Raw genomic sequence first — 22,151 nt, 5'->3', positions numbered from 1 at the left:
CCCCATACCAGGACAAGATGCTCTGTTAAGCTGCAGCGGTACTGCTTGCTTGTGCTGTAAACTTCCTACACTTGTACGATATTCATTCGTTCGATATGCTGTTTGGTTTCGGGAGTTCCCAATTCATAAATGGTGCGGTATACATCCTTCATATCCTGCTTGAACTCCTGGTTTACGGAATCCGTCTCGTTTGATTTGTAAGGCACCATCGCTTTGAAGTGACTCTTTTCATCATCCGTTTGGAGCATGTCCAACTGTTCCATCAACGCTTCGGCTTCCTGTTCCGTTGCCTGAATTTCAAATTCATAATTTTCGCCGTAAGTTTCTTTGCGAAGAATGCCCTCGGCCACGGAAATATAATAGGTTTCCTTTTGCATCTTACACACCCCCAACAGCAAGATTAGACAATCTAACTGTCTTTACCCAATATTCGAGGGATTGAAACAGGCTGTATAAAAAAGTTCAGAAAAGATTTTGCGCCTCATATGTATTAGATATAGAAAGGAGGTTGTCTGTTTGCCATTTTGGTCCTTCGCTGTATTTTTCATAACCTTGGCTTTGCTGCAGGCGTCCCGCAGGCTAATTTCCGAGAACAGGGCCTGGATAGAACAAATCAGCAGACCTTCCTGGGACTTTACTCTGCCTGACTCGTTCTATTCAAAAGCGGATCTGGCTGCCCATGTACTCGCTTCAGGAGGAATAGCTGCAATTCATTACGAAACGGACGGTTTCGCATCTGTCTCCTTCAGCTGGTTTGTCCTGGTCGCCGTACATTACAGTCTTCAGCAATCCTTGCCGTACCTTGTTCATAGCGCAGGAAACCTGTACTGGGCCTTCTTGGATTCCTTCTTAATAACAGCTACCGCCTCTATGCTTCTTGCCTTAACCGGCAAATATTCCATGATCTCCGTTTGGCTGTTGGCAGTTTATTTACTCTATTGTGCTTTTACAACGTTCCGCTTATGGCTCATCTATCATTTGAACCGGGAATAGAAGAAAGCTGCAGGGCCGCGGTTGTTCCGCATCTGCAGCTTTTGCTTATTCCATCTCGTTTTCCGTTTCGGTACGGTACTCATTAGGCGGGTATTGATGGCCTTTTTCGTTATCATTTTTGATTTGGCTCAGCCTGCCGTTTCTTGTTTCCCCTCCGTTAATTGTATATTGATCCTTAATGTTGATATCCTCATGCCTTTGGCCGCGGCCGTCGTTGCTGCTCATAAGCATCCTCCTTCTATTCTCGCCTGACTATGGATTAGGATGCCCTTTACGGAAAGGATTATTATAGAAGATTTGGCATGCGGGGATGATCACTTATCAAGCTGTTGAAGCGTCAACATTACGTGGGACAGCAGTTCTGGAATATCTTCGATAAGAGACTCCGTAAAAAGCCTGTGAAAATGAAGCTCCGCCTGAATGTGATACAAAGCTTGCCTCTCTCCGAATGAATACTTGACCTGCTGCGTAAGTTTGTATTCCTCCCCCCAAATTCCCCTAATCAACCGTTCAGCTTCAGCGCATGAAATTTCCGGTGTGCCTGTTTGAAATGCGAATCGTACCGACAGGGTGCAGCCGGGCACGGGGCCGGACTGTTCGAGAATTTCAGAAGCCAGGTTTGCTAAATCGGCGCCAAGCAGCAGTTCGGCTTCCGTTCCATTGCTTCCTTTGAGCCTGAAGCGTACACGGTACGTTCTCGAAAACAATGAGAGGTCCATGATGTCGTTGCGTCCAGTCACATCAATCAGACCTTCCAGATCCAGATCGTACACAGAGCCCTCGAACACAACTTTGACATTATCAAAAACGGTGGGATCGAACATCCGGTTCATCTGCCCTTCTTAAAATTGATTTTTTTCAAAAAAATGACAAACAAAACCTTCCAATAAGAACAAATGTTTGCTATAATGAAAAGGAGAACAAATGTTCCTGAAACGAGGTGCAGATATGAATTATTGTGAGAACCACCGTTTTATCGAACGTGACTTTTGGGTGAACAAAGCGATAGAAGCCAGCGAATATCTTACCTTAGAACAGATTGAAATCATGTTGGACAGGTTAAACACAACTTGGCGGGATCTGACGTTCAAGTTCTATCAGGACGGATCCGTCAGCATTCTGGATAACGATCTGATGGCTCCTGTGTCACCGGGAGAACTGACGGGTGCTTGTCTCGATTTTTATGTCCGCAAGCGGATTCAATTCATTAAATCGCTCCTCGTGGAACGCCAGCTACAATATGCCTGACCTGTTATGTACCTAACGAGTACCAGATATATACTTCATCGATGATATGCGGCTTCTTCCTTTGTTCACATTCGTCAACGATGAGATCGAGTTTCCAGTGTACTTCTTCGACCAGATTTTTTTGCGCTTCTTTCATCAGCTGTTCATCCGTCATGGCTTCCAGCCCTGCGGCGTATTCTTTATCTTTTGGTTTCATGCGGGAGTCCCCCTCCTTTTACGTGACAATAGCCTCAGCATATCACTGAGGCTAATTCTTGTCTGTTATTTGTAAGTTTACTGTCTGGGATGATTTTGAGCAAGACGTTCTTGTGCCATTCTGATCATTTCCCTAACCATGGTTCCGCCGATCCGGCCTCCGATTTTACCTGCAGATACCGTTTGGAGATCTCCATTATACCCTTCTTTTAATGGTATCCCCATCGTTTTCGCTACTTCGAACTTCACCTGGTTAGGCTGCTGGTCCGACACTTGAAAGCCTTCCCGTCTCATCACTTCAGCTTTGAATTGATCCAGTGCATAACGAGAACCTGCTACCACTGGTTTTCTTCGGCTTCTTCTAGCCATCTCCGCCCGCTTCCTTTCACCAGAAACCTTAAGTATGTTTAATACGAATAGTGTCTTGCATAGGCAGGTTTTCTATGCAGCAACGGGCTAGGATTTAATGGGAGAATAGAAATTTTGAGTGTAGTAAATATTCATTTTACCCCCGAAGGATACGCCCACGCCGAGCCTTTTATAATCCGATATGAGATTTTTTCGGTGTCCTTCTGAATTCATCCAGGCTTCATGCGCGAAGATGGCGCTTTGCTGCCCAGCGGCAATATTCTCAGCTGCTGAACTATAAACAATCCCGTCCTTCTCCATCCTGTCGAACGGACTTTGGCCTTTAGGGTTGGTATGATCGAAATACTCGTTATTTATCATGTCCTGGCTGTGCTTACGCGCAGTACCTGCAATCTTAGAGTCCCCGATGAACGGCAATTTCCCGAGTCTTATCCGCAGAGCGTTAATTAAATCCAAGCTCTCCTTTTCATAAGCTTCCGCCAGAAGGACATTGGAAGGTTTTTCAAACCTTGCAAATGATTCTTCCGTTGCTTTTTCGATCAGAAGAACGGATGTCACTTTATATTGATTGTATTTATCATAAAACAAAGTAACATACTGCTGACCCATAGGAAAACGCCCGATTTCCTTACCGTCATTTAACATATACTTCACATTGTTCCTCAAGAATGAGGTGACAGGGGTACCCAGCTGCTTCTCCGCAACGGACTTTTTTGTCCCTATCTTAATTCCTGAAGTTGATCTTATGTCTGCATTATTGGTGTATAGAGCTTTCACTTTGCCGTTAGATATACCGACTTGAAGATAATCACGGTAGTTATGATGATAAATGAACCAAGTGAATCCATATTCACTAGGATCTTTCCTTAGAGGACTGCCCAATTTCGAAACGACGGAGACTTCGGAATCCCCGATGGCAACTCCCCGAATGCCGAATTTCTTTATGGCGGGTTTTTTCACGGCCTTCTCAGAGGGAGCCTGTTTGCCTGAATTGATTTGGACCGTCTTTGCTGCCGCACTCCATATACCTTGTGTGCCTGCTGGTTCACTGACCAATCGTAAAGATTTCACAGCCGTGCCGTTCACATGAATCTGAATCGGACTGCCGCCGGCTGCCGATGACGGTGCAGCCGTAAGTGAAAGTAAGAGCAATGCCGCAGCCCATTTGTGTCCTTTGCCCATTCTCTTGAAGTTCCTCCCCATGACCGGAATATCCTCATTCTACCATAGCGATAAAGACATTTACGGCTAAATGAGGAAATCATCAGCAAACTTTAATGTTTCAACGAAACTTGCAGGCATGCCCCCATTCCTCTATACTAGAAGAACTGAAACAGGTTCACATTTTAAGGAGGACATTTTCCATGGCTTACCGTCCGCAGGTCGTTTCTACAGAAATCGTAAGTAAAAATCAATCCAACGATATTTTCCAGGTTATTGCTCAACTCGAGGACCGTAACTCCTGCCGTCTTACATTCAACGGCGATCTGGAAACAGGCACGCCGAAAGCTACGCATATCAGCCGCATGCTGAAAGAGCCGTGCCCGATCTGCCGTAAGGATTATCTGTGTAATTGCTTTACACGTTATATTGAGCCGATTTCCGCTCAGGTCCTTCAACAATTGAAGAAGTAATCCGAATACAGCAAAAGTCCCGTATAGGGACTTTTTTTGCATTAGAAACCGTTCAATGTTTAGCAGTTACTTGTTTATACGTCTGAAATAAACTCTCTTCCATCAGCCGATAACCCGAATCGTTGGGATGAATATAATCTTCGCACAGCAGCCCCTCTATCTCTTCTTTCAGCCCGAACGCCTCATGAACCGGAACTACCGTAATATAAGGGGATTGCAAGTATTTCAAAGGACGATTAAACCGCCTGACCCAAATCCTTGCTTCCTCCGCGTACGGGATCGGATTATAAATCGTCAGGAGGAACACATCGAAAGATTCTCTGCCGCGCTTCAAGTCTAGAATGAAATGCAAAAGCTGCTGCAAGTGAAGCCGGTAACTATGAATGGCTTTCTTTAAAGCGTCCGTGGTGCCATCACGAAAATAGGGCTCTGCCGCCCGCAGTAAGTCATTCCCTCCGGCTGTAATCGTAATCCATTTCGAAACCTTCAACATCTCTTGTATTTGCTGGTTTTCTATCACATGCTTAGCGATATCCAGCGATGTTGCTCCGTTTACTCCAAAATTGTGAGATTGAATCTCAGCTCCTGTATCCGCCTCCAGGCGCCGCCGAAATTTTTCAACAAAACCTTCTCCTGAGGAAGATCCGAACCCTACCGTTAATGAATCGCCGAGAGCCGTATAGTGCATCTGCTCTTTTGTCGCCATGCCGATGCTGCCTCCCCGATGCTAGCCATAAGATGTATGATACTTAATATTTTATGATCGGGGAGCAGCGATTATGAAGCAGCCGGTTCATCGTGTTTTTTCCGGAACAGCAAACCAAGAAGGGAGAACGCCAAAAATGCCGACCCTAGAAAGAGAAAAATACTATCATTAGAAATGTAACGAATCCCGTATCCTCCCAGCAGCGGACCGAGAATACTGCCTAGGCTGAAATGAATCGATGCAATCACGTTAGCAGCCGGCAGGATCTGCCTTGGAAGAATGTCTGCAGCATAGGCTAGTCCAAGGGAATAGAATGAACCTACGACCCCTCCGGCCAATATAAATAGAACCAAAAGCAAGTATGTGCGGTCCCCGGCTGCCGGAATGGCAAAGAAGAGAATGGCTCCTGCCGCCCCGCAAAGCATTAACACCGGTTTACGGCCGACCCTGTCACTCCAAATTCCGAGAGGAAGCTGAAGAATCAGGCTGCCCGCCCCAAAAGCAGGCAGAAGGATGGAAATCCACTCCTGTGTCAAATCGATCCGAAGTCCGTATAAAGGAAAATTGCTGTTCATGGATGCTTCCATAAAACCGTATAACAGGCCAGGGATCAACGCAAACCAGGCGAGGCGGTAGGTTTTAACATACCTGTTCTCGCCGGCCCCGCTCTTCTCCCCTTTGACCGGAAGCTCATCAGGCAGTTTAAATACGAGCAAAATAACGATGGCAAAGAATAGGCTCGATACCAGAAAAGGCACTGCTTCCCCATAATGCAGCAGATTGATGCCAAGTGGTCCTATACTGAAACCAACCCCGTAAGCCATACCGTAGAACGAAATATATCTGCCTCTACGGTCTGCGGGGCTGGAACTTACGATCCATAATTGCGTTGCATAATGCAGTGAACTATCACCTATGCCGACGAGAAGCCTTAATATAAACCAGAACCATAATGCCTGGCTGACCGGAAAAAGCATAGTAGTGACTGTCACCAGAACAATGCCGGCTAAGATCACTTTTTTATACCCGAAACGCAGTACAGGCTTTTCAATAAAAAACATCGTAAAAAAGATACCTATGTATAAAGCAGTTGAATTCAGCCCATTAATATCCGACGAAACGCCATAACGCTCCAAAAGAATGGATAATAGCGGGAGCAGCAGCCCTTGGCTCATTCCCGCTACGACTACAACCAATAATAGGACGATCAGTCGAAAACGCGGGGAAACGGATCCGGATATGGACTGCAATGCAGATTTTCCGGTTGACACTCTTAACACTCCTTACTTTGTTGACCAATGTTTAATAATTTCACTCAACTATTGTATATAACTTGCCCGAAAAAGGCGAGAAAAACTGAAAACGAAAAAATCCCGCCGGGGCGGGAGTCATGCTATTTCAGAATATACAGTTTGTTTCTGGATTCCTTCCATTCCAATCTGTGCGATTCTACCTGAATAAACAGAGGTTCACGAGGTCCCGGGATGACCAACACAGGCTTGCCTATCAACCGGGATGCAGGGATTTTCAGCTCAGCGTACCTTACATATTCTTCATGGAATTCATTGCTGACCGGTACTTTCATCTCCACGCATAAATCAGCATATACCTGAAAAACTCCGCTTTCCTCTGTCATCTCCGCTTTTTTCCAATCAATTTTGTCGGGAACCGTCAAGTGAAATAAGTGCTTTCTGCCATTTCCATCGTGAAAATACATCTGCTCAAGTAGAAAATTTGCCGGATGTAATTTGTACCGCGCCAACTCGACCGCAAACCTTTTTGTTTCGCTGCGTATCAGCATAGAAATGACGGCGTCCAGCCTGCAGGTTGTAAACAACCCTTTGGTTTTGATCATTGGCATCCTCCTGCTCTGCTGTTTGGAATGGTAAGTTATTATATGAGATTTAAGAGTGCATCAGAATATATATTTACATAATATTTATTATGTTAACTTGTCCGAATTCAGCTGAAGCTTTACCAAGTTAGTTGATCATAATTATATTATGTAAACTAACTTGGATAAAATCAGATATATCAACTTTTTTTATCAATAATACAATCTTCAATCGTTGAATCGAAATTTATTCTCCCTAATCTTATAAGAAAAGACCCGAGTCCTATTGACTCAGGTCTTTTCTGCAATCTACAGCATATCCCATCGATTCGGCCTGCTCTCCAGAATAGGATGCATGGCTTCCTGCGAATCGTTGCTTAATACAAAGCGAACTCGTCTGATCCAGTCGTCCAGTGCTCCAAAACCGGCTAACCGGTTAGCGGTTGAAAGCCTCATCCCGACAAACAGCGGACCGTCATACTTTTCCTGCACAAAACGCATCGCCGTATCAAAAGGGGTGTATTTTCCCCGTTTCTCTTCAAACCGTTCCAGAGCAATTTGCAATGGGCTTTCTTCGCTCCTGTAAGGCTCAAGAAACTCACCTAAGCTGTCGATCCGAGAGTAATACGGCTTCCCGGCAGGGATTTTCATCCTCTTTAAGGTGGCTTCTCCAAGGACGTAACCGACGATTTTAGCCAAAGAACGGTCCACAGCAAATTGCATCATCGATGGAACGAACGGCTCCTCTTTGTCACCCGGCTCAAAAGCATCGTAGATTAGCAGCGTTCCACGGTACGCTTCTTTGGCCGGCTCATATCCGAATGGAACCTGAATATTTTTGGAAGTAACGATGACCGCCTCCCTTTTTTCCAATTAATCCAAAACAGCTTTGATATGTTTGTCCGTTACGGACCAATGAGATGTATTCCAGCCTTGCTCCTTATTCTTTACCATAATGATTTGCGGGGATGCATGTTTCACCTGTAGATCTTCCGCAATTTTGTTCGATACCGGACGGGACTCGATCACTTTCACAAGCAGGTAATCATACCCTTCATTTGGCGTACCGTCGAGATAAGTTTCGAACTCGTCCAAAGCATTGGCACTTACAGGGCAAGTAGTACTGTGTTTTAGAATAACTACCGGTCTTTCACCAGAACGCTCTAAAGCTTGGTCCCATTCCTGTATTTCGGTAATTTCTCTCCATTTTGGCATAGGTTTCGTCTCCTTTTGTATAACAGCTATTTGTGATTGTACCCTTACTTCCTTTATTATAGTAAAAAAGCACAAAAATAAAAACCGCCCCTAAGGGCGGCTTTACATCCGGCGTATTACTTCTCGTATTTGGTAACGATGTACTGTTCGCTGTCTTCTACTTTTTTCACAGTATATTTGCCTGCTTTTGTAGTCACAGTGTACTCGTTTTTCTCGCCTTCAACTTTAGCATCTTCAAACTTAGTTGCGAGAATATCCTGATTGAAGAAAGGTTCCGGTTTCACGGCAATACGGTTATCAATCGTCTTGTCTGTGATATAATGAGTCAGAATCTGGTCAGACAAAGCCGGATCAAAGTAACCGTCGAGTATGGACTTTGCATCTTCCTTCTTTGCGCTTGTCAGCAGAGGTGTCTCATCTTCAGCGACGTCTTTGTGAAATAATGAATTCACCTTGTCTACCGAGATTTTCACAGAATTATAAATGATCTGGTTTTTCTGTGCTTTCTCCTCATCGGATTCTTTCGTGGAGCAAGCCGCAACTGCCAATACGACAGCAAGCAGCAATACGCCTGTTACTAGCTTTTTCAACATGGTTTTTCTCCTCCCCCTAATAAAACAACATTCGATTAAATATAGGTCTGATATCCTGTATTGTTCTATACATATCAAACTTTTTTCATTATAGTAAACATTAGGGGAATCTGGCAAGTGAAGAAATAAATATAACCATCCTTTCGGAGGAATGCAGATTGAGCTATTCCGTACAAACCGACTTTTCGCCTGCCTATGAACTGGTAGGAAGTTTCATCATTTTTTGCAAAAAAAAATGGATTAAACATCTCGACATCGGGAGCGATTGGACGAAACGGACCGAGGCTAAGTTCGACCAAGCCTTTTTGGAAGCCGTGGAACGCATACAAAGTACACAAGCATTAGATTACTTTTACCTGCTGACTTGGCATGCAATTGAGAAATCAGATACACGCAAATATTTACGTTGGCTGAGCGCACTTACGGATGAGGAAATTACAGGACTGTTACGGCCTTATCTGGACGAGCTGCCGGATGAACTCTGTCAACAGGTGAGATACTTCACTACATTGCTTGAACAGTGGAACACGTCCTATTACACTTTGCTGGACAAGGATATGGTGTTGGCGCTGCATCACGATTACCAGTTAAAATCCGTCCTTACTTCCAAAATGGATCCCCCTAAATTAGTTGAACTGGCTACTTCAGGAGTTATTTTGGAACCGTCCGACGGGTTACATACGGTAGTACTGGTCCCTACGGTACATTTCCGGCCCTTAAATTACTATATGAATTTTAAGGGAGTCATGATGGTGCACTACGCACTTGATATGCCGGAAGCTGCTGACACGGAGGCCCCGCCAATCCACCTTACGCGAATTACACGTGCTCTATCCGATCCCAGCCGGCTTCAGCTGCTGAGATGTATCGTCAGCGAGCCTAAGAGCTTCTCTGAAGTGGTACAGGAATCGAAGCTGTCCAAAGGAACGGTACACCATCATATGATGATGCTCCGGGCTGCAGGGCTCGTACGAATCCATATCCACGGGCTGCAAGAACGCTTCTCCTTCCGGACGGAAGGGATTTCCGAACTAAAGGGGTTCCTGGAATATTACTTGGCATAAGGGCAGCAGCCGAAATAGATCTATAGAAAGTTAAGGAAACGCAAACAGAGGGAGTTTCCTCCCCCTGCACGCGATAAAGTATAGGATATGAATTAGTGCATACGCTTCATTCTTCCCTCTCCAAAGCCAATTCTCCGGTTTCGGTGTTCTTCAGCGCGATCTTAGCTGTAAACGCTGCCCCATCCCCGCCGCTGAACTTCAGCTTGTTGGTCCGCCCTTTGGCGACAAGCGATGCGACCATGGCGGGAGTAATCGTTTTACCCAGGCTGCTCTTCCAGATCACGAAGGAGCAGCCTTCTTTGTATTTGCTGCAGCCGAAGCCCCGCTTGCCCTCGATCAGCTGTCCGCCGCACCGGGTGCGCGGACAGTCGGGCAAGCGGGCGGCAGGGGCAGCCTCGCCTGCGGCGGCCTTGGCGCCGTCTTTGACGGCAGAGCCCGCTTTCGCGCCCGTACCTGAACGGGCGCGTCCCGCAGCTGCCGCCGCCTTGGCGCCTTTGCGCCCGCCGGCGCTTTCCGCTTCGCCCGGCTCGAACGCTTGCCGGGCAGCGCGGGGCTGGCTCCTCACCTTATCGATGATGACCCGCGTGAACCGGATCACGTTGTTCATGAACACGTGGTCCTCCGCCTTGCCGCCTGCAATTTCATTCAGGCGGCGCTCCCACGCTCCGGTCATCTCCGGTGAGGTTAACAGCTCCACGCCCGCGCCTCGGATCAGCTCGATCGCGGTGCGCCCCTTGGGCGTGATCCGGATTTGCTTGCCCTGCATCTGGACATAACCCACATTCTTAAGCCGCTCAATCGTCGCGGCTCGCGTAGCAGGCGTCCCGAGCCCCGCATCTTTCATCGCCTCGCGAAGCTCGTCATTCTCGATCTGTTTGCCAGCGCTCTCCATTGCTTTGAGCAGCGTGCCTTCCGTATAATGTTTTGGCGGCTGGGTGTCCTTCTCTTTCACAAGGGCATCAGTGCACGTAACGGGCAAGGAAGCATCTACCGAAAACGGAGTGTTCGTCTCTTCCTCGTCTTCGCCGTCCTCTTCCTTGCCTTTTCCGGACTTAGGCTTCTCCTTCTTCTGATCGGCATAAATCACCTTCCAGCCTAACTGGAGCAATTCCTTGACCGTCGTCTTAAAAAGTTCGCCCTCTACCTTCGTCATCACCGTGTGCATCTTGTACTCGGCTGCCGGATAGAACTGCGCCAGAAACCGCCGTACTACCAAGTCATATATTTTCTGCTCATCTGCGGACAAATTCGAAGCCCTCTTCCTTGTCGGAAGGATGGCGTGGTGATCTTCCACCTTGACCGGATTGCACAGATTCTTGTTGTTTTTATGAACCAGTGCCCGATTCGCATTCTGCACCAGTGCATCGTAGGAAGAACCTTTCAGCATATCCAGCGACTTGTGCATCTCCGGAATATTCTGTTCGGTCACATAGTTGGAATTCGTTCTCGGATACGAAATGACTTTATGTTTCTCATACAACGCCTGAGCGACATCCAGTGTTTTTTTGGCGGAAAATCCGAATTTGGCATTGGCGTCCCGCTGCAGTAACGTCAGATCGTACAGTTTATATGGATATTCTTTTGTATCCTTCACTTCGTAGCTGTCGATCGACCCCTGCTTCCCTTTTACCAGAGCGGCCAGCGCCTCGGCCTTTTTCGGATCCGTAAACCGGTCACCCTGCCACATGCCGCGGTATGCCGTCTCCTGCTGGGCAAAATGCCCTTCCACCTCAAAATACTTCAAAGAATCGAACGACTCGATCTCTTTGGTTCGGTCATAAATCAGGGCTAGGACAGGCGTTTGAACACGGCCTACGGACAAAAGCACATTGTGCTTGGTTGTAAACGCCCGCGAACCGTTCATGCCGATCAGCCAGTCCGCTTCACTCCGCGCTCTCGCCGCTTTGGTCAAATTCTCAAAATCGCTGCCGTCACGTAACGACGCAAAGCCTTGGCGGATCGTCTCCGGCGTCAGGTCTGAAATCCATAACCGCTTTACCGGCTGCTTCAACCTCAAATGCCTCTGAATCAATGAAAAAATATGCTGCCCCTCCCGCCCCGCATCGCAGGCGTTGACAAGCTCGCCGCACTGCTTGGCCAGCTCGCCTATAACTTTCAGCTGATCTTTCGTTTTGGCATTGGGAATCAGCTTGAAATCGTCAGGAATGATAGGCAAATGCTCGAAATTCCATCGCTTATATTTATCGTCGTAATGATCAGGTTCAGCCAGCCCCAGCAAATGCCCGATCGCCCAGGTGATGATATAACGCTCCCCTTCCAGGTGCGTTCTCTTGTTGACGGCTTTCGGCTCGATCGCGGCGGCAATGTTGCGGCCCATATCCGGTTTCTCTGCAATGATCAGAATCTTAGATTGAATGATCGTCCATCCCCTTTTATGCTCTATCCTTCATCCTGCGATTCCTAGAAACAAAGCGCGATAAAATCTTCTTTATCAATATTGCCGAAGTAAGGTTTTACATCGACCCCGTCCAACGCCTTTCTTACATCCTCTTCAGTGTGGCGGATTTCAATGAAACGGGCTGCCAGTTCACTCACGTCATGGATCCCGAAAAAGTCGCCGTAAATCTGCGCATTTGTAATCCGTCCCTGTTCGATGGTAAGGCGTACATCAATGCTCCCAACCCCTTCAAACCTGCGGGAGTTCCGGAAATTATAGGCAGGCGATTGGCCATAGTTCCAGTCCCAATTCCGATACCGGTTCGAGGAAATGTCATGTATCCGGCTCCAGTCGTCCTCTGTAAGCTTATATTGCTCTACGGGACGTCCTTCATATATTGCATGCAAAATATACTCCTTAAACTGCTCAATCGTCATCGGCTTCGATAAAAACTCCGAGATGTTCGCTACCCGGCTGCGGACGGATTTGACCCCTTTGGATTGAATCTTCTCCGGATTTACATTCAGTGCGTTAACTACCTGTTCCATCTCTGTGTTAAACAATAAGGTTCCATGGGTAAACATCCGGCCCCTTGTGGAGAATTGCGCGTTCCCGGAGATTTTGCGTTCGCCTACCTGAATATCGTTTCTCCCAGTCAGTTCAGCTTGTACACCGAGTGAGCGCAGAGCCCGCACGACAGGTTCCGTAAACTTCTTGTAATTGTTGAACGATTTTCCGTCATCTTTGGTAATAAAGCTGAAATTTAAATTGCCTTTGTCATGGTACACCGCTCCGCCTCCGGACAAACGGCGCACTACATGGATGTTGTGGTCCTTCACATAAGGCAGGTTAATTTCCTCCATCGTATTCTGGTTCTTACCTATAATGATGGAAGGCTCGTTAATGTAAAATAACAGGTATTCCTGCTCAATGTTCAAATGCTTTAATGCAAATTCTTCTATAGCCAAATTCACACTCGGATCATATTGTAATTCATTGTCAATAAACAGCATGGAATACCTCCGTTCCTGTCAATCCTGACATGAGATAAACTTTCTTATGCGGTAAGAAAAAAAAGCCCTTCCGGCAACAGGGCTAACCGGTCGGACCCCAAACAATTCATCCTAATCGGGCCGCTCTTGTCTACACTTCCCAATTAATTTTCACTTCATTGCCCGTTCTGGAAGATTCATAAATCGCATCAATGATTAAATTGTTCCTGTAGCCTGTTACAGCTGATGTCCATGGTGTCGCGCCGGTCTGGATACATTCAATAAAGTGCCTGTTCATACGGATACGTTCACCTTCATCGTTCTCCGGCTTGCTCAGGTCCACTTCTACCGTCTGGTCAAAAACTTCGGTTAACAATTTCCCGCTGCTTCCGGTGATGGATGCTCCGCCTGTATCCCCCATCAAGTGAATAAAGGAATTGCTGTCGGTATTCATATGGACGGCCCAGGAAACATCTAACGTCAAAGTAGCGCCGTTATCGAGCTTAATCATGGCAGTTGCTAGGTCTTCCACATCATAATATCCGTTCCAATTCGGTTTTCCCCAGCTTCCAATCCCTTTCTTCTTAGGCCCGAATTCAGCATACGTGGTACCGAAAACGGAAACGGGTTTCGGGCTTCCCATCAGGTGCAGAGACAGGTCCAGCAGATGTACGCCGATATCAATCAGCGGACCGCCGCCCGCTTCTTCTTTGCGTGTGAACCAGGTACCCCAGCCCGGAATGCCTTTACGGCGCATCCAGCCTGCTTTAGCGTTATAAATCCGTCCCATCGCGCCCTTGTCGATCTGTTCCTTCAATTGAAGAGGCAGCCAATCCCAGCGCATCTGGTGAGCTACCATCAGCACCTTGCCTGATTCGCGCTGCGCCTCTACGATCTGTTTCGCCGTTTGGGAATCAATGCCCATCGGCTTTTCAAGCAGCACATGCTTTCCGGATTGAAGAGCTTTAATAGCAAGCGGTGCATGCCATTGGTTAGGGACTGCAATAATAACGGCATCCAGAGAGTCATCCGCAAGCAGTTCATCCGGCGTGTGGTGCACTCGGGCGATATCATGTTCCTGTGCGCGCAGCTGGGCGAGCGGGAGAAATGTGTCTGTCACTGCAGCCAGATTGACTTCAGGCATTTGCTTAAAACCTAACATATGTACATTGCCGATATTGCCGGCTCCGATGATTCCTAGTTGTATTGAGCGTTCCGTGGACAACGTAAGTACCTCCCTTAATCGTTCATCACATAACCATTATTGTACATGAATCCATAAAACTGTGCCAGTAGGACAACCCGGGTTTGTCCCCAAATACAGGAATATGGTACGATGGCAATACTCAATAGAAACAGATCACGCACATCAAACTGACTAATGGAGATAGAGCTATGACCAAACAAACGATCATTTTCGATTTGGATGACACACTGATTCACTGTAACAAATACTTCAATATGATTATCTCCCAATTTGCGGACCAGATGGAGATGTGGTTTCGGGGTTACGGCGTTACAGAGAAGCAAATCCGCGATATGCAGCAAGAGCTGGATGTGGCCATGGTCGAAATCCACGGCTTCACATTGGAGCATTTTCCGCAATCGTTTATCGATACGTATCTTCACTACTGCCATATAACCGGCCATCCGGAAAAGCAGGAGGAGAAGGATTTTCTCTATAAACTGGGCAGCAGTGTTTATGATCAGGAATTCGAGGCTTTTCCTCATATGATGGAAACGCTGCAGACGCTAAAGGATCAGGGGCATCTGTTATGCTTGTATACGGGAGGCGTGCAGGCGGTTCAGCAGAAGAAAGTCGACAAGCTGCAGCTGGCTTCCTTTTTCGAGGACCGGATCTTCATTGCCCAGCACAAAACGGTAGATGTCCTTGAACGGATATTAGTTGAACATCAGTACGACCGTAAGCATACCTGGATGATCGGGAACTCGATCCGCACGGACATTGTTCCTGCGCTGCAGAGCGGCATTCATGCGATTTTCATTCCCGCCCTGGAAGAATGGCAGTATAACAATGTGGAAATTCACGTCACCCCGCAAGGGGCTTTCCTTACTCTCAAAGACCTGACGGAAGTGCCGGATGCCATACGCAAGTATCATGGCACGACCGGCCCGGTCCAAGGCGCAGTATCTTCCTAGAAATAACGGCAAAGAGACCGGAGCCCAGCTCCGGTCTTTTCCATAGTTACCACATAAGATAGGATTAGTTTTCGGAAACGAAAACGAGCTTCGCGGTCGCTCTTCTTCGAAAGACCCCGATAGAGGTTTATCTCATAAAGACACCACTATACCGCCTTCGCCTGCATAGGTTCCGATTACCGGACCCATCTCGGAAATGTGTACTTCCCTAAACGTGTACCTCTGCATCACCATATCGCGGATGGCCTTGGCTTTCTCCTCGCAATTGCTGTGTGCTATCGCCAGAACATCCTTCTTGCCGCACTCTTCCCTGACTTCCCCGATTTTATCGATCAGGCGTTTGACTGCATTTTGGGAACCTCTTACTTTCTCGAGAACTTCAATCGCGCCTTCATCCGTCCTATGCATAAGCAGTTTGATGTTAAGGAACGAAGCTAACGCGCCTTTTACACGGTCAAGCCTCCCGCCTTTTACCACATTCTCAAGTGTCTCAAGAAAAATCAAAGTCCTGGAATCGGCTACTTCCTGTTTTGCACGGTCGACTACTTCCTTAAAGCCAAAGCCCTCTTTAATGGATTGCGCCGCTCTGTAGATCATAAGTCCAAGACCGTTAGAAGCGGAGCGGGAATCTATGACTTCGATATTGCCTTTATAGTTCTCTTCCTGCATCATTTCAGCCGCCAGCTTCGCGTGATTGTATGTACTGCTCAGCGCCGAAGACAGAGCCAAAACCAATACATCTTTTCCTTCTGCCTGTTTATAAATCTCCATAAAATCGTGCGGAGACGGGCTCGATGTTTTCGGAAGCAGCGTTTCCGATTTCATTTTGCTGTAAAACTGACCTGATGTCAGTTCGGAACTGCTGAATTGTTCATGCTCGAAATGGACTGACAACGGTATAATCGTGACACCGGATTCCTCCAGCACCTCTTTCGGTAAATCCGCGCTCCCGTCCGAAATTAATAATATGGCCATGCTTGCCTTCCTCTCGTTCTTATGCTTGAAGTACTTGTCAGCTTTCCTCAATTCAAATCTAATGTCTGCACAAATGCACTCAGCTGCCGTTTCTCATCGGGCGTAAATTGATATTCCGTGTCACAGCCTGCGTCCAACGCTACAATTTGCACTATGTTACCGCCGGCATTGCAGATCACCCATGCGGACAATTGTTCCATTTCCTCAGGGGCAGGGACAGCTGAATCCAGCGTCAGGCGCACATAAATATCGATCCACTGCCCGTCACGGTGCTCTATCTCAGCCTCCATGTTTATAAATGTAAGCTCAGAATAATAATCCGAATCATATTTCATCATCCATGATCAATCCCCTTACAACTGCGAATTCAATATTCCGGTTCCATTTCCGGTTCGTAACTCTTCAAAAGACGGCTTGATCCAAATATGCCTGAAATCCATCCAGCCAACGGAATTGAAGCTTAATCCGCGGACGGAAGGGTGAAACGAGGTATCCAGTTTGCTGTGGCTCAGAAAAGTAAGCGCATTATGTTCCATGAGTAATGCTTCTATACGGTCAAGCATAGCTTGACGTTTCAAACCAGATGCTTCCATCGGTACCTGATCCAAAATCCGGTTTACTTCCCCTGAAAGCTCAGGGCTTAAATGATTGGCAATGGTGCAATTGCGGGAACGGTACGTCTCGCTGATGGACACCTGCTCATCTTCTAAAATTACACAGAAGAACACCATATCGGCTTTGGACATATAATCAAACCGGGACATATCCGTCCACGAAATCACATGCACTTCTACCTGAATTCCGAAAGCTGCGCATTCTTTCTGAATAAAGTACACGTCTTTAGAGTGCTTATTATAGCTGTAAAGATGTATGGGTTCCCCTTGATATCCTGACTCTGAAAGAAGACGGCGGGCTTCTTCGGGATGAAAGTACAAGTCCTCTTTGGATTGCAGATTCCGCGGGTATAACCCTTGTGCCGGCATAATCCGTTCCCCGCCTAATTCGGTCACCAGCTTATTGCGGTCGAACAAATGATGAATCGCTTTACGGAGTTTCGGATTCTGCATCGGACCTTCCCTTCGCAGATTAAACGTGAGAATGCTGCTGCCCGAACAAACTTCTTCAATGCGCTCCCAATCTGGATCAGGAAGCCTGCAAAACTCCCCGTAGCAGATCAGCTGCTGCCATTCGGGCTCCTGCTTTTTCTCGATTTCCTCTTTGGGAAAAATAACGATCTCAACCCGGTCCAAATGCGCCCGCCCTAGAAAATAATGCGGATTAGCGTCCAGGATCACGATCTGTGCCGTCCATTTCGTCAGTTTAAAAGGGCCTGTTCCGACCGGGTACAGGAAGAATTCCGGACCCATCTTCTCTACAAGTTCCTCTGGGAGGATACAAGCCGCTATATTGCATAAATAACGGAGAAACAGCCAGTTCGGCCTCTTGAGAGAAAATTGTACGGTATGCCGGTCCAATGCGGTTATACAGTTCAATCCAGCCAGCCAAAGATGCTCGTCGCCCTCATGCTCCCGAAGCGTACGGCGGAACGAATACACGACATCCTCTGCGGTCAATTCCCTGCCATGATGAAAATTCACGCCTCTGCGGAGGTAAAACGTCCATAATAACCCGTCCCCGCTCGTTTCCCAGCAATGGGCAAGATGCGGTTCAATCATCTGCGTCTGTTTATTAAAAACAACGAGCGTATCGAAAATTTGGCGGCCCAAATGACCGTCAAAAGCATAAATCAGCTTGCACGGATCCAGTGTGCTGATCGTCCTGTACAGCGGAAACCGGAATGTCTGAATATGCCCCGTATGTTTCTGAACCGAGTCGTAACCGAAATAGCCGTTCAGCCATTCCATAAACCGGTCTTTCGCGTCCGTATGCTCCCCGTACTTTTCGATGGCGGATAAAGCCTCTTTCAACTGTCCGCGCGCCATCTCCTCCCTTGCCACTTCCAGAAGCACATCTTCCAAAGGCTGCTTGAACAATAACGATGAAACATTGCCCCGGCCCCGCCCGGAATACCATTCAATCCAGTCCGCATCCGACAGCTTCTTAATCACAATCTTTACGTTCCTTGGCGTGCAAAAGAAAATGGAGGATAGCTCATCTACCGTTACAGGTACCTTCTCTCCAAGCGCCGCCTCAGCGAAATGCTTTCTTACATCCAAATATTGAAGTGCCAGGTGCATGCGGGCAGCCTCCTTCCGTCAACAAAAAGGTGAAATTCATTAATTAATCCATACCCTTTTCATCCTCTTTTAACGCGTTACAATCAAAGTATCAAATCCGGTTCCAAAATAAAAGGTGAAATAATATTTATATTCTTAACTCTTTTTATCCCCTTTTCCCAAATATACAATAAAGTACAAATAAGGAATATAAAGGGTGATCAAACATGTTGTTAGAAGAGTATGTAGGTGAGAAAATGATTGAATATGATTTGTCAGATAATGAACGATTTTTGGGCGGGAAGCCTGCGGTTTGGCTGACTTCGGCTAAACTTCAGCTTCTATTTACTATGCTGGTCCGCTGGATATGAATGTTGGCAGGCATTCGCACAATTTTTGCTAATTTCAAGCTTATCAGGTTTTCTTTGGCTCCTGCTGCATATGATAAATCAAGACCGTTTCTACAAGTAGCGGGCGGTTTCAAACGAAAGTAAGGAGGGGACCTCCCATGCCTGGCAGGAAAGGCAAGATGAAGCTGGCGCTGGAAATTATCGATGCAAAAATATTAAAATCCCTGCCCCAGGGACAATTGGTTGAGTTTACGATTGAATCCAATAAGCCGATCCCCCCCGCGACCCAAGGTACCTTGTGTCTAAGGGGCAAGCAGACTTAACCATACGAAACCAACGCCTGGGAATGGGCGTTTTTTTGTTGTTAAGAGGGCGGATCCCATGTATAGTTAAGAGGTGGTTATTTCCATATTGTAGAAGGGACGCTGGCATTATTGATGAATTTTCTGCTTCGTGCGCGAACCTCCTGGATCGGTAAAGTTTTGGCCGCACTTGTGATTCTACTGGCTACCGCCATTTTTGAAGAAATGTTCGCCTGGAATCGAGTTCTGTCAACACCGCTGGCGCTGCTGGCAGATTGGAACGCGGCCGGCACTCTCGCAGGCCGGCTAAAGTTTTTGCTGCTATTGCTGTCGTACGCTTCTCCTGTTGTCGTCCTCTCTGCAGCTGTTACCGCAGCCTTTTCCAGACGGCGGGAGACCGCCGAGGAATCCAATCCATCCTATCAATCCACGTACGATTACGACCGGATGATTGCGGAACTGGTGGAAGCCGCATCGGATCGGGGCATTTCGAATGATTTAAAAACGGAACGCGTGAATAAACTGTTTCAAGCATTAATAGATGATGTAAGTACATTATATAACGTTCCTACGCTTGAAGTCCGGGCTCTGCTCGTAACGAACGACCGCGCAGGCAGGCATAAGCTGACCCGCTGGCACTGGGGACGTGCGGCAACCCAGACTCAGCTCGAGATGGATTTGAAGGCTGTCGGCATCTTTTTGGAAACCGAGAAAACGTATCCGACCTGGGAAGGCGCCCGCCGCCAATTCGTAAATGGCGATTCCGACACGCTGTTGTTCATTCGTAACAAAGGAGAATTAAAATTAGGATGCCTTATTGCTATTAATGCAACGTTAGACACGGAAGCCAGAATCCAGGAATGGGCGCAAATTATCTATCCTTTCACCATGCTCGGCCATATGGACAAATTGGTACAATTTGTAGTAAACTCTAAGTAAAGGAGGGGTTGGACATGCTATTATTCTTAAAGAATATTTTCAGAGTGACTCCCCGCGGGCCCCACAGGAGAACGGTGAAGAAAGTGAAGCATTCGGACCGCCCTGCCCTTACGTATGCGCATCACGGTACGGTTTTGTTGAAAGGCAAGATCGAAGAGATTCACTCAGCTAAATAAACGAAGCTACATATCCAACCTCCGGCGGAAGCCGGAGGTTTTTTGCATATGCAGGCAAATCAGCCCCGCTGCACGGAGAACCGGCTGGCGGGGCTGCTGATAAGAATAATGTATTATGGCAGAATGCTTGCACCCATCAAAAATTTGTCTACTTCGCGAGCTGCTTCACGGCCTTCATTAATGGCCCATACAATTAGTGACTGGCCGCGGCGGATGTCGCCGGCAGCAAATACGCCTTCAACGTTCGTACGGTATTTCCCTTTCGCCGCTTTCACGTTCGTCCAGCGGTCCGTTTCCAGTTCAAATTGCTGTACCAGTGTATTCTCGGGACCTTCGAAACCGATAGCCACCAAAACCAGCTGAGCAGGATAAACCTTCTCCGTGCCAGGGATTTCTTCGTAAATCTTAACCCCGTCGACCACTTTACGCTGAATTTGTACGGTATGAAGCTCTTTCACCCGGCCGTTCTCGTCGCCGACGAATTTCTTGGTCAGTACGGAAAACTCACGTGGATCATGACCGTAAAGAGCTTTGGCCTCTTCATGTCCGTAATCCAATGTGTAAACGTTAGGGAATTGCGGCCAAGGGTTACGGCTTTCGTCGCGGGCTTCAGGGCCTTTTGCATGCGTACCGAACTGCGTTACACTGTTGCATTTATGGCGCAGAGCCGTAGCTACACAATCCGTACCCGTATCCCCGCCGCCGATAACGATAACGTCAAGGCCTTCCGCATTTACATAGTTTCCGTCCTGCAAATTGGAATCAAGATAACTTTTCGTATTCATTGTCAGGTAATCCATAGCATACATAACGCCGTCCAGCTCGCGTCCTTCGATCGGGATATCCCGCGGCTTCGTTGCGCCCCCGCAAAGCACGACAGCATCGTAATCCTGCTGCAGCTGTGCTGCCGAGATGTCCTTGCCGATCTCAGTATTCGTTACGAATTTCACGCCTTCGGCTTCCATCAGATCTACACGGCGCTGAACTACGCCTTTATCGAGCTTCATGGAAGGAATGCCGTAAGTAAGCAAGCCGCCGATACGGTCTGCACGCTCATATACGGTTACTTCATGTCCTACTTTGTTCAGCTGCGCAGCAGCGGCAAGCCCAGCAGGTCCTGAACCGACAACGGCAACGCGCTTGCCTGTTCTCTTGGAAGGCGCTTTTGGTACAACCCAGCCTTCGTCAAACCCTTTATCAATAATCGCCTGTTCAATCGACTTGATGGCGACCGGTTCACCGATCAACCCTACCGTACATGCTCCTTCGCACGGCGCAGGACAGACACGGCCGGTAAACTCAGGGAAATTATTCGTCTTGTGAAGGCGGTCCAGCGCCTCTTTCCATAGGCCGCGGTACACCAGATTGTTCCACTCGGGAATCAGGTTGTTGACCGGGCATCCCGAAGTTTGTCCGTTCAGCTCAATGCCTGTATGACAGTAAGGCGTTCCGCAATCCATGCAGCGCGCCCCTTGCGTACGGATTTTATCCTCGGAAAAGTGATGGTGAAACTCTTCCCAGTCCAAAATACGCTGCGCTGGTTCACGATCAGCCGGCAGTTCGCGCTTATATTCCATAAATCCAGTAGGTGTCGACATGACTCTCTATTCCCCCATCCATGTTTTCCGGTATAGCTCTTCACTCTTCATATAACTGTTAGTTTACCATACCGACCTGCGAAACTGTCTAGCAATTCTATCTATTTGCATTATAAAACTTTCTTTACAGCCTCATTAACAAAAATTTAACGGGTAAAATTTCACATATCTTATCACGGAATCACATAAAGCGCCAATGGATAATCCGGTCAAAACTTTGCACTATTTCACAT

General features: G+C 47.4%; 28 protein-coding genes. 9 read left to right on the top strand and 19 right to left on the bottom strand.

Translation table 11 applies throughout. The features are described 5' to 3' along the window. Window positions 1–65: 65 nt before the first annotated feature. Complete coding sequence (locus tag ACFSUF_RS07380; protein ID WP_377601595.1) at window positions 66–377, bottom strand: hypothetical protein; 312 nt, start codon at window positions 375–377, stop codon at window positions 66–68. 139 nt (window positions 378–516) lie between these two features. Between ACFSUF_RS07380 and ACFSUF_RS07375 the strand changes: the two genes are divergently transcribed. Continuing rightward, window positions 517–993 (top strand): tryptophan-rich sensory protein, encoded by a 477-nt coding sequence (locus tag ACFSUF_RS07375; RefSeq protein WP_377601593.1) that lies wholly within the window; start codon window positions 517–519, stop codon window positions 991–993. A gap of 45 nt (window positions 994–1,038) precedes the next feature. Here ACFSUF_RS07375 and ACFSUF_RS07370 read toward each other — a convergent pair whose 3' ends face one another. Both ACFSUF_RS07370 and ACFSUF_RS07365 read right to left on the bottom strand, forming a co-directional pair. Beyond that, window positions 1,039–1,218 (bottom strand): hypothetical protein, encoded by a 180-nt coding sequence (locus ACFSUF_RS07370; RefSeq protein WP_377601591.1) that lies wholly within the window; start codon window positions 1,216–1,218, stop codon window positions 1,039–1,041. Between the two features lie 89 nt (window positions 1,219–1,307). Continuing rightward, window positions 1,308–1,826: a hypothetical protein gene (locus ACFSUF_RS07365; protein ID WP_377601590.1), complete on the bottom strand. Its 519-nt coding sequence runs from the start codon at window positions 1,824–1,826 to the stop codon at window positions 1,308–1,310. Window positions 1,827–1,917: 91 nt separating this feature from the next. Here ACFSUF_RS07365 and ACFSUF_RS07360 point away from each other — a divergent pair, with 91 nt between their 5' ends. Then, window positions 1,918–2,241 carry a hypothetical protein gene (locus ACFSUF_RS07360; protein ID WP_377601589.1) on the top strand — a complete coding sequence of 108 codons (324 nt, stop codon included), beginning with the start codon at window positions 1,918–1,920 and terminating at the stop codon, window positions 2,239–2,241. 4 nt (window positions 2,242–2,245) lie between these two features. On the opposite strand, the gene ACFSUF_RS07355 is transcribed toward ACFSUF_RS07360, so the two are convergent. The 3 genes from ACFSUF_RS07355 to ACFSUF_RS07345 all read right to left on the bottom strand — a co-directional run bounded on the left by ACFSUF_RS07355 (window position 2,246) and on the right by ACFSUF_RS07345 (window position 3,987). Continuing rightward, window positions 2,246–2,437 (bottom strand): hypothetical protein, encoded by a 192-nt coding sequence (locus ACFSUF_RS07355; RefSeq protein ID WP_377601587.1) that lies wholly within the window; start codon window positions 2,435–2,437, stop codon window positions 2,246–2,248. Window positions 2,438–2,514: 77 nt separating this feature from the next. Next, a complete protein-coding gene (locus ACFSUF_RS07350) occupies window positions 2,515–2,805 on the bottom strand; it encodes a small, acid-soluble spore protein, alpha/beta type (protein WP_377601585.1) in 291 nt (96 codons plus the stop codon). Between the two features lie 87 nt (window positions 2,806–2,892). Next, a complete protein-coding gene (locus tag ACFSUF_RS07345) occupies window positions 2,893–3,987 on the bottom strand; it encodes a CAP domain-containing protein (RefSeq protein WP_377601583.1) in 1,095 nt (364 codons plus the stop codon). 182 nt (window positions 3,988–4,169) lie between these two features. On the opposite strand from ACFSUF_RS07345, the gene ACFSUF_RS07340 reads away from it, so the two are divergent. Next, a complete protein-coding gene (locus ACFSUF_RS07340) occupies window positions 4,170–4,439 on the top strand; it encodes a hypothetical protein (protein WP_377601582.1) in 270 nt (89 codons plus the stop codon). Window positions 4,440–4,491: 52 nt separating this feature from the next. Here ACFSUF_RS07340 and ACFSUF_RS07335 read toward each other — a convergent pair whose 3' ends face one another. The 6 genes from ACFSUF_RS07335 to ACFSUF_RS07310 all read right to left on the bottom strand — a co-directional run bounded on the left by ACFSUF_RS07335 (window position 4,492) and on the right by ACFSUF_RS07310 (window position 8,787). Continuing rightward, the gene (locus ACFSUF_RS07335; protein WP_377601580.1) at window positions 4,492–5,145 is read right to left on the bottom strand and encodes a GDSL-type esterase/lipase family protein; all 654 of its coding nucleotides are present in this window, start codon (window positions 5,143–5,145) and stop codon (window positions 4,492–4,494) included. Between the two features lie 71 nt (window positions 5,146–5,216). Further along, window positions 5,217–6,416: an MFS transporter gene (locus tag ACFSUF_RS07330; RefSeq protein ID WP_377601578.1), complete on the bottom strand. Its 1,200-nt coding sequence runs from the start codon at window positions 6,414–6,416 to the stop codon at window positions 5,217–5,219. 122 nt (window positions 6,417–6,538) lie between these two features. Beyond that, window positions 6,539–7,000: a hypothetical protein gene (locus tag ACFSUF_RS07325; RefSeq protein WP_377601576.1), complete on the bottom strand. Its 462-nt coding sequence runs from the start codon at window positions 6,998–7,000 to the stop codon at window positions 6,539–6,541. Window positions 7,001–7,288: 288 nt separating this feature from the next. Next, window positions 7,289–7,852, bottom strand: a complete 564-nt coding sequence (locus tag ACFSUF_RS07320; protein ID WP_377601574.1) for a hypothetical protein — start codon at window positions 7,850–7,852, stop codon at window positions 7,289–7,291. Next, window positions 7,853–8,194, bottom strand: a complete 342-nt coding sequence (ytxJ, locus tag ACFSUF_RS07315) for a bacillithiol system redox-active protein YtxJ (protein WP_377601572.1) — start codon at window positions 8,192–8,194, stop codon at window positions 7,853–7,855. 116 nt (window positions 8,195–8,310) lie between these two features. Then, window positions 8,311–8,787 (bottom strand): hypothetical protein, encoded by a 477-nt coding sequence (locus ACFSUF_RS07310; protein ID WP_377601570.1) that lies wholly within the window; start codon window positions 8,785–8,787, stop codon window positions 8,311–8,313. 158 nt (window positions 8,788–8,945) lie between these two features. Here ACFSUF_RS07310 and ACFSUF_RS07305 point away from each other — a divergent pair, with 158 nt between their 5' ends. After that, window positions 8,946–9,851 (top strand): ArsR/SmtB family transcription factor, encoded by a 906-nt coding sequence (locus ACFSUF_RS07305; protein ID WP_377601568.1) that lies wholly within the window; start codon window positions 8,946–8,948, stop codon window positions 9,849–9,851. 106 nt (window positions 9,852–9,957) lie between these two features. Here the strand turns inward: ACFSUF_RS07305 and ACFSUF_RS07300 are convergent, their stop codons facing one another. The 3 genes from ACFSUF_RS07300 to ACFSUF_RS07290 all read right to left on the bottom strand — a co-directional run bounded on the left by ACFSUF_RS07300 (window position 9,958) and on the right by ACFSUF_RS07290 (window position 14,466). After that, a complete protein-coding gene (locus tag ACFSUF_RS07300) occupies window positions 9,958–12,228 on the bottom strand; it encodes a type IA DNA topoisomerase (protein ID WP_377601779.1) in 2,271 nt (756 codons plus the stop codon). A gap of 44 nt (window positions 12,229–12,272) precedes the next feature. Then, a complete protein-coding gene (locus tag ACFSUF_RS07295) occupies window positions 12,273–13,262 on the bottom strand; it encodes a lipoate--protein ligase (protein WP_377601566.1) in 990 nt (329 codons plus the stop codon). Between the two features lie 130 nt (window positions 13,263–13,392). Continuing rightward, on the bottom strand, window positions 13,393–14,466 hold the full coding sequence (locus ACFSUF_RS07290; RefSeq protein ID WP_377601564.1) for a Gfo/Idh/MocA family protein: 1,074 nt from the start codon (window positions 14,464–14,466) through the stop codon (window positions 13,393–13,395). Between the two features lie 170 nt (window positions 14,467–14,636). On the opposite strand from ACFSUF_RS07290, the gene ACFSUF_RS07285 reads away from it, so the two are divergent. After that, the gene (locus ACFSUF_RS07285) at window positions 14,637–15,401 is read left to right on the top strand and encodes an HAD family hydrolase (protein ID WP_377601563.1); all 765 of its coding nucleotides are present in this window, start codon (window positions 14,637–14,639) and stop codon (window positions 15,399–15,401) included. A 132-nt stretch (window positions 15,402–15,533) separates the two neighbouring features. On the opposite strand, the gene ACFSUF_RS07280 is transcribed toward ACFSUF_RS07285, so the two are convergent. From ACFSUF_RS07280 to ACFSUF_RS07270, 3 genes are read right to left on the bottom strand one after another with little or no spacing between them, the layout of a single operon-like run. After that, the gene (locus ACFSUF_RS07280) at window positions 15,534–16,376 is read right to left on the bottom strand and encodes a DegV family protein (protein WP_377601561.1); all 843 of its coding nucleotides are present in this window, start codon (window positions 16,374–16,376) and stop codon (window positions 15,534–15,536) included. 47 nt (window positions 16,377–16,423) lie between these two features. Beyond that, window positions 16,424–16,714, bottom strand: a complete 291-nt coding sequence (locus ACFSUF_RS07275) for a hypothetical protein (RefSeq protein WP_377601560.1) — start codon at window positions 16,712–16,714, stop codon at window positions 16,424–16,426. A 15-nt stretch (window positions 16,715–16,729) separates the two neighbouring features. Next, a complete protein-coding gene (locus ACFSUF_RS07270; protein ID WP_377601558.1) occupies window positions 16,730–18,574 on the bottom strand; it encodes an SgrR family transcriptional regulator in 1,845 nt (614 codons plus the stop codon). Between the two features lie 206 nt (window positions 18,575–18,780). Between ACFSUF_RS07270 and ACFSUF_RS07265 the strand changes: the two genes are divergently transcribed. The 4 genes from ACFSUF_RS07265 (at window position 18,781) to ACFSUF_RS07250 (ending at window position 20,320) form a co-directional block, all read left to right on the top strand. After that, a complete protein-coding gene (locus ACFSUF_RS07265; protein ID WP_377601557.1) occupies window positions 18,781–18,924 on the top strand; it encodes a hypothetical protein in 144 nt (47 codons plus the stop codon). A gap of 137 nt (window positions 18,925–19,061) precedes the next feature. Next, window positions 19,062–19,226, top strand: a complete 165-nt coding sequence (locus ACFSUF_RS07260) for a hypothetical protein (RefSeq protein ID WP_377601555.1) — start codon at window positions 19,062–19,064, stop codon at window positions 19,224–19,226. A 111-nt stretch (window positions 19,227–19,337) separates the two neighbouring features. Further along, entirely contained in the window at window positions 19,338–20,144 is an 807-nt protein-coding gene (locus tag ACFSUF_RS07255) for a hypothetical protein (protein WP_377601553.1), read from the top strand. 14 nt (window positions 20,145–20,158) lie between these two features. After that, window positions 20,159–20,320 (top strand): hypothetical protein, encoded by a 162-nt coding sequence (locus tag ACFSUF_RS07250; protein ID WP_377601552.1) that lies wholly within the window; start codon window positions 20,159–20,161, stop codon window positions 20,318–20,320. A gap of 113 nt (window positions 20,321–20,433) precedes the next feature. On the opposite strand, the gene ACFSUF_RS07245 is transcribed toward ACFSUF_RS07250, so the two are convergent. Continuing rightward, on the bottom strand, window positions 20,434–21,918 hold the full coding sequence (locus ACFSUF_RS07245) for a glutamate synthase subunit beta (RefSeq protein WP_377601550.1): 1,485 nt from the start codon (window positions 21,916–21,918) through the stop codon (window positions 20,434–20,436). Window positions 21,919–22,151: the final 233 nt, after the last annotated feature.

It is taken from the genome of Paenibacillus gansuensis (genome assembly GCF_042684925.1).
Lineage (GTDB): Bacteria > Bacillota > Bacilli > Paenibacillales > DY6 > Paenibacillus_N > Paenibacillus_N gansuensis.
The sequence above is the reverse complement of the archived record's forward strand: the minus strand, read 5'-3'. Positions and strand labels throughout refer to the sequence as shown.

Excerpts from the sequence above, each read along its gene's own strand:
- ACFSUF_RS07350 (WP_377601585.1), bottom strand. The coding sequence starts at position 2,805 with ATGGCTAGAAGAAGCCGAAGAAAACCAGTGGTAGCAGGTTCTCGTTAT.
- ACFSUF_RS07310 (WP_377601570.1), bottom strand. The coding sequence starts at position 8,787 with ATGTTGAAAAAGCTAGTAACAGGCGTATTGCTGCTTGCTGTCGTATTG.
- ACFSUF_RS07275 (WP_377601560.1), bottom strand. The coding sequence starts at position 16,714 with ATGATGAAATATGATTCGGATTATTATTCTGAGCTTACATTTATAAAC.
- ACFSUF_RS07355 (WP_377601587.1), bottom strand. The coding sequence starts at position 2,437 with ATGAAACCAAAAGATAAAGAATACGCCGCAGGGCTGGAAGCCATGACG.
- ACFSUF_RS07335 (WP_377601580.1), bottom strand. The coding sequence starts at position 5,145 with ATGGCGACAAAAGAGCAGATGCACTATACGGCTCTCGGCGATTCATTA.
- ACFSUF_RS07340 (WP_377601582.1), top strand. The coding sequence starts at position 4,170 with ATGGCTTACCGTCCGCAGGTCGTTTCTACAGAAATCGTAAGTAAAAAT.
- ACFSUF_RS07380 (WP_377601595.1), bottom strand. The coding sequence starts at position 377 with ATGCAAAAGGAAACCTATTATATTTCCGTGGCCGAGGGCATTCTTCGC.
- ACFSUF_RS07360 (WP_377601589.1), top strand. The coding sequence starts at position 1,918 with ATGTTCCTGAAACGAGGTGCAGATATGAATTATTGTGAGAACCACCGT.
- ACFSUF_RS07260 (WP_377601555.1), top strand. The coding sequence starts at position 19,062 with ATGCCTGGCAGGAAAGGCAAGATGAAGCTGGCGCTGGAAATTATCGAT.
- ACFSUF_RS07325 (WP_377601576.1), bottom strand. The coding sequence starts at position 7,000 with ATGATCAAAACCAAAGGGTTGTTTACAACCTGCAGGCTGGACGCCGTC.
- ACFSUF_RS07245 (WP_377601550.1), bottom strand. The coding sequence starts at position 21,918 with ATGTCGACACCTACTGGATTTATGGAATATAAGCGCGAACTGCCGGCT.
- ytxJ (WP_377601572.1), bottom strand. The coding sequence starts at position 8,194 with ATGCCAAAATGGAGAGAAATTACCGAAATACAGGAATGGGACCAAGCT.
- ACFSUF_RS07285 (WP_377601563.1), top strand. The coding sequence starts at position 14,637 with ATGACCAAACAAACGATCATTTTCGATTTGGATGACACACTGATTCAC.
- ACFSUF_RS07365 (WP_377601590.1), bottom strand. The coding sequence starts at position 1,826 with ATGAACCGGATGTTCGATCCCACCGTTTTTGATAATGTCAAAGTTGTG.
- ACFSUF_RS07280 (WP_377601561.1), bottom strand. The coding sequence starts at position 16,376 with ATGGCCATATTATTAATTTCGGACGGGAGCGCGGATTTACCGAAAGAG.
- ACFSUF_RS07265 (WP_377601557.1), top strand. The coding sequence starts at position 18,781 with ATGTTGTTAGAAGAGTATGTAGGTGAGAAAATGATTGAATATGATTTG.
- ACFSUF_RS07345 (WP_377601583.1), bottom strand. The coding sequence starts at position 3,987 with ATGGGCAAAGGACACAAATGGGCTGCGGCATTGCTCTTACTTTCACTT.
- ACFSUF_RS07270 (WP_377601558.1), bottom strand. The coding sequence starts at position 18,574 with ATGCACCTGGCACTTCAATATTTGGATGTAAGAAAGCATTTCGCTGAG.
- ACFSUF_RS07250 (WP_377601552.1), top strand. The coding sequence starts at position 20,159 with ATGCTATTATTCTTAAAGAATATTTTCAGAGTGACTCCCCGCGGGCCC.
- ACFSUF_RS07370 (WP_377601591.1), bottom strand. The coding sequence starts at position 1,218 with ATGAGCAGCAACGACGGCCGCGGCCAAAGGCATGAGGATATCAACATT.
- ACFSUF_RS07295 (WP_377601566.1), bottom strand. The coding sequence starts at position 13,262 with ATGCTGTTTATTGACAATGAATTACAATATGATCCGAGTGTGAATTTG.